At 72.0% G+C, this 12,521-nt stretch carries 6 protein-coding genes; 2 read left to right on the top strand and 4 right to left on the bottom strand.

Features of this window, described 5'->3' with window-relative positions; translation table 11 throughout:
* The first annotated feature begins 8 nt into the window (after positions 1-8).
* Positions 9-2,024: an endo-beta-N-acetylglucosaminidase gene (locus tag OHA05_RS03975; RefSeq protein ID WP_328859836.1), complete on the top strand. Its 2,016-nt coding sequence runs from the start codon at positions 9-11 to the stop codon at positions 2,022-2,024.
* A 30-nt stretch (positions 2,025-2,054) separates the two neighbouring features.
* Complete coding sequence (locus tag OHA05_RS03970; RefSeq protein WP_313947812.1) at positions 2,055-5,102, top strand: alpha-mannosidase; 3,048 nt, start codon at positions 2,055-2,057, stop codon at positions 5,100-5,102.
* A gap of 61 nt (positions 5,103-5,163) precedes the next feature.
* Here the strand turns inward: OHA05_RS03970 and OHA05_RS03965 are convergent, their stop codons facing one another.
* The 4 genes from OHA05_RS03965 to OHA05_RS03950 form a co-directional block, all read right to left on the bottom strand.
* Entirely contained in the window at positions 5,164-6,342 is a 1,179-nt protein-coding gene (locus OHA05_RS03965; RefSeq protein ID WP_328859835.1) for a lactonase family protein, read from the bottom strand.
* A gap of 95 nt (positions 6,343-6,437) precedes the next feature.
* Positions 6,438-9,710 (bottom strand): GH92 family glycosyl hydrolase, encoded by a 3,273-nt coding sequence (locus tag OHA05_RS03960; protein WP_313947814.1) that lies wholly within the window; start codon positions 9,708-9,710, stop codon positions 6,438-6,440.
* Between the two features lie 103 nt (positions 9,711-9,813).
* Positions 9,814-11,796 (bottom strand): beta-N-acetylglucosaminidase domain-containing protein, encoded by a 1,983-nt coding sequence (locus OHA05_RS03955; RefSeq protein ID WP_328859834.1) that lies wholly within the window; start codon positions 11,794-11,796, stop codon positions 9,814-9,816.
* A 190-nt stretch (positions 11,797-11,986) separates the two neighbouring features.
* On the bottom strand, positions 11,987-12,424 hold the full coding sequence (locus OHA05_RS03950; protein WP_328859833.1) for a DUF6299 family protein: 438 nt from the start codon (positions 12,422-12,424) through the stop codon (positions 11,987-11,989).
* Between the last annotated feature and the right edge of the window lie 97 nt (positions 12,425-12,521).

Genomic DNA, 12,521 nt, shown 5'->3' with positions numbered 1-12,521 from the left:
AGCACACCATGACCCCCCACCTCAGCAGACGAACCCTCCTCCTGGCCTCCGCCGCCGCGGCCGTGGCGCCGGCGGTCCTGCCCGGTGCGGCCTCCGCCGCGACCAGGGCCGCCTCCGGCGCGCCGTACGCCGCCTACTGGTACCCGGACTCCTTTCCCGCCGGGACCCCCGGCCCCGGCATCACCTGGCGCAGCCTCAAGGCCTGGCGCGCCGAGGACGACGCGGATCTGGCGTTCAACTCCGCGACCGTGCCCCTGGCGAGGCGCTTCACGCCGGTCCCGGTGAACACCACGGCCCGCGCCGGCCAGGCGCGCATCCAGTCCCTGGTCTCCTTCGCCCCCACCGCCGGCAACCCCTCCCAGGGCTCCGCCACCGCCGACCACTACGCCCTGACCCACTGGTCCTACCTCGACGAACTCGTCTTCTGGGGCGGCTCGTCCGGCGAGGGCCTGGTCCTCGCGCCCAACGCGCCCGTCGTGGACGCCGCACACCGCCACGGTGTCCCCGTGCTCGGCAGCGTGTTCCTCCCGCCCGTCGCCTACGGCGGGGATCTGCGCTGGACCCGGGACCTGGTCCAGAAGGACTCCTTCGGCCGCTTCCCGCTCGCGGAGCGCCTCGTCGCGGTCGCGGCGGCGTACGGCTTCGACGGCTGGTTCATCAACGCCGAGACCGGTGGCGGGGACGCGGAGCTCGCCGCCGACATGACCGGCTTCCTGAAGGAACTCACCGCGCTCGGCAGGCCGAAGGGCCTGCGGGTGTGCTGGTACGACTCGATGACCGTGAGCGGATCGGTCAGCTGGCAGGGGGCGCTGAACGACCGCAACAGGCCCTTCTTCCAGGCGGCCGACTCCATGTTCGTGGACTTCCGCTGGTCGCGCTCCACGCTGGCCGCCTCGGGTCGCACCGCCGAACAACTGGGCCGCAGCCGCTACGCGTTGTGGGCCGGTGTCGACGTCGAGGCGAACGGCTGGAACCGGTCCGTCGACTGGGACGCCATCATCCCGGTGAACACACCGGACGTCGTCTCGCTGGGCTTCTACCGGCCGGAGTGGACCCGCAACCACCTGCCCGCGGGCCGCACCCCCGCACAGTTCCACGCCGCCGACGACCGGTTCTGGAGCGGGCAGTCCCTCGACCCGTCGCGGCCGGCACCCGGGGACCCCTGGCGGGCCCCGGCGCTCGCCGTCGCCGACCGCTCCACCGTCGACACCCTGCCGTTCGCGACCGTCTTCAACACCGGCCACGGACTGCGCTGGTACGAGAGGGGCAAGGTGACGTCCGACGCGCCGTGGAACCACCTCGGAGTCCAGGACCGCATGCCCTCGCGCCAGTGGGTCGTGCGCACCACAGGTCAACGGCCCACGGTGGCCTACGACTTCGGCGACGCCTGGCACGGCGGCAGCAGCCTCCTCGTCGGCGGCACCCTCACCGCTCCCACCACCCTCGACCTGTACGCGTGCCGGCTGCCACTCACCGCCGACACCGTCGTCGAACTCGTCCACCGCAGCGAGAGCGCCGGGGTCACCGTCGAACTGGCCCTCGCCACGGCCGAGCCCGCCGGACCCGGACAGCCGCATCCGTACACCTATGTGCCGCTCGCCGCCCCGGGCCGCGGCTGGACGACCACCACCGTGCGGCTGACCGGTCTGTCCGGGACGGTCCGCGCGCTGGGTGTCCGGCTGACCGGCACCGGAGGCCCGGTGACCTGGCGCCTCGGCTCCCTGGCCGTACGCGACAAGGCGGCACAGAACCCGTCCGCCCCCGCCGGTCTGCGGATCACCGCAGCGGCGGGTGGCGATCTGCGCTTCGCCTGGCAGCCCGCCCCCGGCGCCGTACGCCACCACACCCTCCACCGGGTACTGCCGGACGGGACACGGCGCTTCCTCGGCGCCACCTGTCAGCGGGCCTACTTCGTCCCGGGCCTGCGGCCCGAACAGGGCGAGAGTGCGGCGCGGTTCGAACTGCGCGCCGTGGGGGAGCTCTACACCGCGTCGACTCCCGTGACCGCCACCCACCCCTGGTAACCACCACCGCAACCCTCGGAGCCACCCCACATGCATGACGACCGCAGCCTCGTCGAATCCCGCCTCAGGAGGGTCCTCGACGAACGCATACGCCCTGCCGTCCACCCCCGGTCCGTTCCGCTGGACATCGCGGTGTGGAACGCACCCGGCGAGCCCGTCCCGGTCGCCGAAGGACTCGCGGCCGAACCCGTGCCGATCAAGGCCGGCGACATGTGGGGTGCTCCCTGGGGGACCAGCTGGTTCCGGGTGACCGGCACCGTGCCCCAGGAGTGGGCAGGACGGACCGTCGAGGCACTGCTCGACCTCGGATTCGACGAGAACATGCCGGGCTTCCAGTGCGAGGGCCTGGTCTACCGGGCCGACGGCACTCCCGTGAAGGGCCTCAACCCGCGCAACCAGTGGGTCCGTATCGGCGCTCCGGTCCAGGGCGGTGAGGAGGTGCTGCTGCACATCGAGGCCGCGTCCAACCCCGTGATCCTCGACTACCACCCCTTCCTGCCGACGCAGCTCGGCGACAAGGAGACCGCGGGCAGCGAGCCGCAGTACCGGCTCGCGCGCATGGACCTCGCCGTCTTCGACGAGACCGTGTGGAACCTCGTCCTGGACCTGGAGGTCCTCGGTGAGCTGATGCAGGAACTGTCCGCCGACAGCCAGCGCCGGCACGCGATCCTGCGCGCGGTCGGCCGGGCCCTGGACGCCGTCGACCTCCAGGACGTCAACGGCACGGCGGCAGAGGCACGGGCCTGCCTCGAAGAGGTCCTGTCCACGCCCGCCGAGCCGTCCGCCCACCGCATCAGCGCGGTCGGGCACGCCCACATCGACTCGGCCTGGCTGTGGCCGCTGCGCGAGACCGTGCGCAAGGTCGCCCGGACGACGTCCAACATGACGGCACTGCTGGAGGACGAGCCCGACTTCGTCTTCGCGATGTCCCAGGCACAGCAGTTCGCCTGGATCAAGGAACACCGCCCCGAGGTCTACGCCAAGGTCAAGGCGGCCGTCGCCGACGGGCGCTTCGTGCCCGCCGGCGGTATGTGGGTGGAGTCCGACACCAACATGCCCGGCTCGGAGGCGATGGCCCGGCAGTTCGTGCACGGAAAGCGCTTCTTCCTCGACGAGTTCGGCATCGAGAACGACGAGGCGTGGCTCCCCGACACGTTCGGCTTCGCCGCCGGACTGCCGCAGATCATCAAGGCCGCCGGTTCCAAGTGGCTGCTCACCCAGAAGATCTCGTGGTCGCAGACGAACAAGTTCCCCCACCACACCTTCCAGTGGGAGGGCATCGACGGCACCCGCATCTTCACGCACTTCCCGCCGGTCGACACCTACAACTGCTCCATGAAGGGCAGCGAGATCGCCCACGCGGCGCGCAACTTCAAGGACAAGGGAGTCGCACACCACTCGCTCGCCCCGACAGGATGGGGCGACGGAGGCGGCGGTACCACCCGCGAGATGGTCGCCAAGGCCGCCCGGCTGCGCAGTCTCGAAGGGTCGGCGACCGTGAGCTGGGAAAGGCCGGCCGAGTTCTTCGCCAAGGCCGAGGCGGAGTATCCGCAGGCGCCGGTCTGGGTCGGCGAGCTCTATCTGGAGCTCCACCGGGCCACCCTGACCAGCCAGGCGAAGACCAAGCAGGGCAACCGCCGCAGTGAGCACCTGCTGCGGGAGGCCGAGCTGTGGGCCGCGACCGCTGCCGTACGGACCGGCTTCCCCTACCCCTACGAGGAGTTGGACCGGCTGTGGAAGACGGTGCTGCTGCACCAGTTCCACGACATCCTGCCCGGCTCCTCCATCGCCTGGGTGCACCGCGAGGCCGCCCGGACGTACGCCACCGTCGCGGATGAGCTGAACGGCATCATCGACGCGGCGCAGCGTGCGCTCGCCGGCGATCCCGCCTCCGGCACCCGGCTGGTCTTCAACGGCGCACCGCACGAGCGGCACGGCGTGCCCGCGGGAGGCGCGTCCGCCCCCACCGACGGCGGCGGCGCCTCGCTCACCCCGCGCGAGGACGGCGGCTTCGTCCTCCACAACGGCCTGCTGGAAGTGGAGATCGACGGCCGCGGCCTGGTGGTCTCCGCCTACGACAGCGGGGCCGAGCGCGAGACGGTCGCACCGGGCACCGCCGCCGGCCTCCTGCAGATCCACCCCGACTTCCCGAACATGTGGGACGCGTGGGACGTCGACGAGTTCTACCGCAACACCGTCACCGATCTCACGGGCGCCGACGAGGTCACGGCCGTGACCTCCGAGAACGCGGCCGCCGTACGCGTCGTCCGCAGCTTCGGCGACTCGAAGGTCACCCAGGTGCTGACGCTCCCCGCCGGAGCCAAGCGCCTGGACATCGAGACCGAGGTCGACTGGCACGAGACGGAGAAGTTCCTCAAGATGTCCTTCCCGCTCGACATCCATGCCGAGCGCTACGCCTCCGAGACGCAGTTCGGGCACTTCCACCGGGCCACCCACACCAACACCAGCTGGGAGGCGGCCAAGTTCGAGGCGTGCAACCACCGTTTCGTGCATCTGGAAGAGCCCGGCTGGGGTGTCGCGGTCGTCAACGACTCGACGTACGGCCACGACGTCACCCGCACCGTGCGCGACACAGACACCGACACCGACAGCGGCACGACGACCACGCTCCGGGTCTCCCTGCTCCGGGCACCGCGCTTCCCCGACCCCGAGACCGACCAGGGCGTCCACCGGTTCCGGCACGCACTCGTGCCCGGTGCGCAGATCGCTGACGCGGTCCGCGAAGGCTTCCGTATCAACCTCCCCGAGCGCACGGTCACCGGTGAGGGTGCGGTGGCCCCGTTGGTGACGGTCGATCAGGACGGGGTGGTCGTCAGTGCGGTGAAGCTGGCCGACGACGGCAGCGGCGATGTGATCGTGCGGCTCTACGAATCGCGCGGCGGTCGCGTCCGCGTGCGCCTCGCGACGGAGTTCGAGGCACTCGGCGCGGTCACGACCGATCTGCTGGAGCGGCCTCTGGCCGGCGTTCCGCAGCCCGAACTCACCGATGGAGCAGTCCGGTTGAGCCTGCGCCCCTTCGAGCTCGTCACCCTCCGGCTGGCCCGCCCGCAGGACTGACCCGCGACAGATGCGGCAGCACGCCCCACGCCGCGAGCGCGGGGCGTGCTGCCGCATGGGGTTACAGCGGTAGCGCGCAGACCGCTACCGGAAAGCGAAAGGGGCCCCCCGCAGGCCGCAGTTCTCCGGTCGTCCGATCGACGTGGAACACGGACACCGTGCTGGAGCGCTGGTTGGCGGCGAACAACAGATTCTGCGACGGCGACAGGGCGATGTGCCGGGGGTGGTCGCCGCCGACCGGGACGGTGCCGAGCAGCCGCAGCCGCGCTCCGCCGTCCTCCACGGCATAGCGCGTCAGGCTGTTGTGCCCACGGTTGGCGAGAAACGCGAACCGGCCGTCGCGGGTCACCGCGAGCTGCGCCGGATAGCTCGTTCCCGGGCCCGCCCCGGTGGGTTGCGGCGCGCCCGGGGTCAGCCTGCCCGTGGCCGGGTCGTAGCCGCAGACCGCCACCGTGTTGTCCAGCTCGTTGGCCAGGAACGCGTAGCGGCCCGAGGGATGGAAGGTGAGGTGACGCGGCCCGGCGCCCGGTCGGACCGTCGCCCGCGACACCGCGGTGAGCGTGCCGCGCGCGGTGTCGAGCCGATAGGTGTAGACGGTGTCGGTGCCCAGATCGACGGCGAGGACATGACCGCCGTCCGGGCTGGTGATGATCTGGTGCGCGTGCGGTCCCCCCTGGCCGGGGCCGGGCGGCGGTGCGGAATGCGTCACGAGGGCCGTGCGTGCCCCCAGCGCGCCGGACGCCTCGATCGGATGCACGGCGACGCTGCCGGACGTGTAGTTGGCGCTCAGCAGCCAGTTGCCGCCCGGATGCACGGACAGATGGCACGGGCCTGCGCCGCCCGTGGCGCGGCTGCCGAGGACCTGGTGCCGGCCGTCCGAGGAGAGCCGGACCGCGGTCACCGCGCCGTCCTGCCGCTCGTTCACCGTGTAGAGCGTGCTGCCGGAGGGGTGGAGTGCCAGGAACGACGGGTCGCCGACGCCGGTGACGGTGCCGGTGGCGGTGATGTGCCCGGTCGTGTCGTCGTACGCCGCCAGACCGATGCCGGCGCCACCACCGGCGACGGAGGTGTAGGTGCCCAGAAAGAGACGGCGCGGCCCGCGGGGTGCGGCGTGAGCGGTCGCCGGTAAGGCAGTGGTGACCGCCGCGGCCACCACGGTCCCGAGGAACCTGCGCCTGCCCGGCGCTTCAACCGGGGGCACGGGACGGCCGGTGTCCGCCGCTGCTGCTCTGCTGCTCATGTGCTCTACCTCGGAAGTCGGTCCGGGTGGTGCGAGGTGGGGGGCGACGCCGGTGGTGCGGGGTCGGGGGCGGGAGGACAGGGCAGGGGCGCGGCTCACGTCAAGGTGATCGCGTACACCTCGACCCGCGCATCGTCGGGGAGCGTCACCGAGCGCGGCGACCTGGTGCTGTCGAGCGCCGCCGAGTCGCCGAACAGCCGTACCGGCGGCCCGTCGACGCCCTGTCCCGCCTTGATCCGGTGCGGCATGTCGAGGACCACGGTGCTGCCGGCCGGCGCGGAACCCGCCCAGTCGCCGATCGTCACCGGCAGTTGTGCCGCAGTGCCGTCGGTGTAGCGCACGGTCAGCGAGGTGGTGACCGGACCGTTGTGGGAGGCGGCCACCAGCCGCAGAGACGACCGGGCACCGGAGGGCAGCAACAGCGTCTGGCCACGGGCCTCGACGAAGTTCGGCGCGGTCCCCGACGGGTCGGGCGCCCGATAGGTCGTGCCGCTCCAGGTGACCGGCCCGGCAGGGGGCAGCAGCCCGGCGTCGTAGCTCCAGCCGCCCCCGTCGAAGTCACCCTGGCCGGACTGGTCCGTCGTCGCCGTGCCGTCGTGGTTCAGCGCCCCCGTCAGATCCACCGCGCAGGTGGACCCGCCCTCAGCCGCGCAGGACGCGGCCGGACGCACCTCGACCGTGGCGCTGCGGACGACCGCGGCCATGCCCGGCGCGGTGACCGTGATCCGTACGGGATACGAGCCCGTCGCCGTTCCGGCGGGTACGCCGACCGCGATGGGGACCGTCTTCTGCACCGGCAGATGACGCGAGTTCAGCGTGAGGCGAGATGCCCCCTTCACGGACCACCCGGCGGGAGCCCGGACACCGACGGTCGCCCGGACCTCGCCCGGGGACTGTGCGAGGACGTCCACCGCCAGATGCGCCGTCTGCCCGCTGCCGCCGGCCGGTACGACATCGGCGGCGGTGGGCAGCGAGGCGTCCAGTTGGCGGCGTCGGTCCGCGCCGCCCCCGGCGTTGACGGACGGCGGTTCGGCGCCCGGGGTGGTGCCCCACGCGGACGGTGTCGTGCCGAGCCGGTGGTCGAGACGGCCGCCGTCCGCGACGGCGTCCCAGTCCAGCCAGGTCCGGTTGACCGGCGCGCCGTCGAGAGTCACGGTCTGCACATACCGGCGTTCGTCGCTCGCGCCCGGAGCGGTGATCTTCAGCGTGCCGCCCTGACGCCGGCCGTGCCGGCCGACCGTCACCACCGCCGACTCGAACTGCGGGCTGGACAGGGCCAGATGATCGGCGCCGCTCATCACCGGATACAGCCCGAGCGACGAGAACACGTACCAGGCCGACATGGTGCCCAGGTCGTCGTTGCCCGTCATACCGTCGGGCCCGGTCGTGAACAGCGTCATCGCCGCCCGGGTGACGGTCGCCGTCTTCGCGGGCGCGCCCGCCCACAGATACATGTACGGGGCGTGCAGATCCGGCTCGTTGTTGGGGTTGTAGGTCGGCTTGCCGTAGTAGTCGTACGGCTGCGAGATCCAGTCCCTGCGGGCGGTCCCGGCCGGGTCGGTCAGCAGCTTGTCATGGACGAAGAAGGCGTCCAGACGCTTCTCCGTGGCCTTCCTGCCGCCCATGAGCCCGATCAGCCCGGCCGGGTCCTGGGGCACCAGCCACTGGTACTGATAGGCACCGCCCTCGTGGAACTGATGGCCCGCTTCCACCGGATCGTAGGGGGTCACCCAGGTGCCCTGCGAAGTCCGGGGGCGGAACTGGCCGATGGAGGAGTCCCACAGATTGCGGTACCACTGCCCCCGCCCGGCGAACATCCGCGCGTCGGCGGCGTGTCCGAGACCCTTCGCCATCAGGGCCAGTGAGGCGTCCGCCGCCGCGTATTCGAGCGTGGCCGACGCGGGGTGGTTGCAGTCGTTGTCGCCGCCCTTGTCCGCGCAGTCCTTGCCGAGTCCGAGGCCGGACGGGATGTAGCCGCGTTCGCCGTAGAAGTCCACGCCCGAGCGGCCGTTGTAGGGGGAACCGGCGGGCGGGGTGGTGGTGGCGTTCTTCCGCAACAGCGCGTACGCCTCCTTCTCGTGGCCGGCGAGGAGCCCCTTGGACCAGGCCTCGACGAGGAACGGTGTCACCGGATCGCCGGTCATGATGTTGGTCTCGCTGTTGGCGAGCGCCCACCGCGGGAGCCAGCCGCCGTCCCTGCCGATCGCGACGACGGACAGGGCGACATCGCGGGCCACCCCGGGTTGGAGCAGCTCCAGCAGCTGGTTCTGCGGCCGGTAGGTGTCCCACAGGGAGAAGTTCTGATAAGGCGTGTAGCCCTCCGCCGTATGGGCCTTGCGGTCGAAGCCCACATACCGGCCGTCCACGTCGCCGGCCACGTTCGGGTGCAACTGCGCGTGGTAGAGCGCGGTGTAGAAGGCGCTCTGCCGCTCGCGCGAGCCGCCACCGATCCGGACAGACCCCAGCTGCTTCTGCCAGGTGCTGTGCAGGGCGGCGCGCGTGGCGTCGAAGTCGTACGAGTCCTTCGTCTCCGCGGCCAGGTTCTTCCGGGCACCCTCGATTCCGGTGTACGACAGGCCGACCTTCACCACGACGTCCTTGTCGGCGCTCGCATCGAAGGTCACCCAGGCGCCGTTGCCCCCCTCGCCCGCGGCATCCCTGCCGCCCGGCGTGGGGGTCGACCCGCGCCAGGTGCCCTGCGCCCTGAACGGGCGGTCGAAGGTGGCGGTGAAGTAGACGGTGTGACGGTCCTTGCCCGCGCAGAAGTTGCCCGCGTCGACGCGGCCCTCGACCGTCCGGTCGCCGATCACATGGACCTCGGAGTCGTACACCTTCTGGTTGGCCCTGCCGGTGTTGAACAGCACGTTGGCATCGCCCGTGGACGGGAACGTATAACGCTGCCAGCCGGTCCGCTGTGTGGCGGTGAGCTCCGCGTCGATCCCGTACGACGTGAGGTTCACCCGGTAGTAGCCAGGCTCCGCCTGCTCGTCGTCGTGCGAGTACTCCGAGCGGTACTCATCGGGGTTCACGCTGCCGACAGCGCCCGTGGTCGGCATGATCGGCAGCTCACCCGCCACCCCGCAGCCCACGCCCGACAGATGGGTCTGGCTGAACCCGTGGATCTTGTTCTGCTGGTAGTCGTAGCCGCCCTGGCCGCCGGTGTCCGGACTGACCTGCACCATGCCGAACGGCGCGCTCGCGCCGGGAAAGGTGTTGCCGAAGTTCTGGGTGCCCACGAAGGGGTTGACGAGCGCGGCCGGGTCGTCCGCGACGGCCGGTGCCCCGGCGGCCACGGCCGAGCCCGCCGGACCGGACAGCCCACCGGCCAGCAGGACGGCCGCCAGCAACCGGGCGGTTCTCGTGCGCATCCGAACGGCCGACTCTCGCATCTGGGCGCCCCTTGCTGACAACGTTGTCCGATTCGGGTCCGGGAAAGCTTTCATGGTCGTCCGAAACCTGTCAATGGCCCGTTCACACCCCGCCGTCGGTGAGCGGCCGGGTCTCGCCGGTCCGGCCCGGACGCGGGCGGCGGGCCTCGGTGGAGGTGCGGCCGGGGGCCGGACGGTGGGCGGTCCTCTCCAGCGCGGCGAGCACGAACTCCGCGAGGACCGGGCCGCATTCGGCCGGCACAGCGCCGGGCGAATCCGGCTCGGTGGAGGACCGGGCACGGTCGACGAGCGGGACGGGTGAAGGGTGCGGCTCTCCGGCGCCGGCACGGCGGTGGGTGCTGTGCGCTGTCGTCGACTCCAGTGCCGCGAGAGCGGCTTCGCCGCAGGCCTCGGCGGCGTCGAGCCACGGGCCGGTGTCGGCGAGGAAGGCGGGGTCCCGCAGGCGGCCGCGGAGCACCGCGGGCGCTTCGTGGACCGCGCGGAGCGCTTTGCGCAGCGGAGCCGCGTGGCCGTCGCGGCGGAACTCCGAGACAAGGGCGGCGAGTTCACCGCCCTGACGACCGGCCGTCCCCCCGGTGCGGTGGACGTCGGCGAAGGCGCGCAGGGCGTCGGTGGCGGCCTCGTCCCCGCCGGTCAGTTCGTCGAGCGCGGCCGACCAGGACCGTTCGGGGTCGTAGTCGCCGTCGTTCCAGGCGTAGTCGGCGAATCCGGACAGGGCGATCCGCGAGGCCCGGGGCGGCGGGACGGTGACCAGTCCGAGCACCTCCTCGGCGAGCCCCGGGCCGTGTCCGGCGTAGGGCCCGAGCGACAGTCTGCCCGGTGTGCCGCCCTCCGGTCCGGGGTCCCGTACCAGCAGTCGGCGGCCGAAGGCCCGGCGTGCGGTGGCCCGTTGGCCTCGGGACGCCGGGCTCCCGGCACTCCACTGGACGGCGATGCCGGGATCGAGCTCCTGCGCGAGCCGTCGTAGGTAGTCGTTCTGCCCCGGGCCTGCGCACGCGGTGGGCGCGATCTGCAGGGGTGCCACTCCGGGGTGCCCTGGGCATTCCGCGTGGAGGGCATTGGCCAGACGCGCCTGAGCGTGCGCCAGGGCCCTGGGCTCCGTGCCCGCCGCGCCGTCGCGCCGACCGCCACCGAGGTCCTCGAAGGCGACGACAAAGCTGCGGACACCGATGTTCCTCAGGGCCGCGACCTTCGCGGTCAGCTCACCCAGGGCGTACTGCCCCGGCCGGCCGGGGGAGAGGACGTAACCGAACTCCACGTGGTGGGCGCAGGCGTGCCCCACCAGCTCCGCGATACGGGCGAGTTCACCCGGTGGAAACAGCGAGCGCCCCTCGGGTCCCCGGCAGGGGGCGTCCGCGGGCGCGTAGTAGTACGCGTTCACCTTGTGCCCGCCCAGCCACTCCAGGTCGGCGAGGCGGCGCTGATGCGACCACGGTGAGCTCCGCGAGACGTCGACGACTCCGCGCCGCGCTAACGAGGGCCAGTCGCGGATCACCGTCCCCCGCAGCTTCGGCCCGTGCACCAGCCGGCGCAGCGTCCGGGCCGCGTAGTACGTGCCCGTGGGGTCCGCGCCGCTCAGCACGATATGACGGCGACCGTCCCGGCCCGCGCCGACGGCGAGGACGTACCCCTCGGCGGCCATGGTCTCGGCACCCTGGATCCCGAGCGCGCTCAGCGCATCGGCCGTCGCCCCGTTCTCCCGGTGGCCGCCGACGTGGACGACGAACCGGTCGCGTACGGGCGCGTGGTCGTCCGACCGGCCGATGGCGCGGACGCCCGCGTCGTGGAGCACCTCCTCGACGAGGGCCAGGGCGCCGGCATCGGTCGACGCCCCGCGGACGACGGTCACCGCCGCCGGAAGGCGGACGGACTCGGGACGCTTCTGCACCGAACGGGGCCGCGGGAACAGCCGCGGCGCGAGGTCGTCGCGACCGGCCGCGGCTCGGCCAGGGCTGCCGGCGACTGCCGGGGCACCTTCGAGGAGCGAGAGCATCAGGGCGACGGCATGTGCGCCCCGGGAGCGCCGGTGGGGTGGGAGCGCCGCGGATGTGGTTCCGACTGCCATCGCTGTGCCGCCTCCTCGTCAATGCCTTGATGCTGGAGGACTGGACCACTGGCTGACATCGTTGTCAAGAGGGTGGGGCGTTCTGATCTGTCCGCTCTTCGGCGACGCTCCGGAATGCCCTGGTCACACGGCGAAGGCCCCGCGTCCGCTGTCACCGCGATACGCGGGGCGCCGGGGAATTGACCGGATGTCAGCCCTGCTGGAGGGTCAGATCGCCGCGCTGGGTGGTGAGGACGACGGGGATCGGGATGAAGCCGCGCGAGGTGTCCAGTTCGATGAGCGACGCCTCGCCCTGTGCGGCCCCGGGCGCCAGCAGGCCCATGTGGTTGCCGGTGTTGCGCCACTCGCGCTCCTGGCCGTCGCAGATCGCCGTGGTGCTCCCGATGCCGACCTGGGTGTCGCCCTGGGTGGCCTTGGAGCTGATGACGATCGGGCTGGTGCGCAGTGACGAACAGCGGTAGGTGCCGCTCAGCGTGAGCGTTCCGTCCTCCGCGATCAGGCCGACCCCGTCCACGGTGACGGTGTCGGGAGCGAATTGAGCACTCGCGCTGCCGGGCGTCAGGCCGGTCGCGAGGGCGGCAGCGATACAGACCGATGAAATGAGCGTTGCGCGTCGAGCAGTGATCATGCAGAACAGAACGACCGTCCGCGGCCGAGGTGTCGCACCATCGCACGGACGAGCGAGTCCGTGCGGTCCTGACGAGGGCGTACCGGTCATTCGGCTG

This window comes from Streptomyces sp. NBC_00306 (assembly GCF_036169555.1).
Classification (GTDB): Bacteria; Actinomycetota; Actinomycetes; order Streptomycetales; family Streptomycetaceae; genus Streptomyces; species Streptomyces achmelvichensis.
The sequence above is the reverse complement of the archived record's forward strand: the minus strand, read 5'-3'. Positions and strand labels throughout refer to the sequence as shown.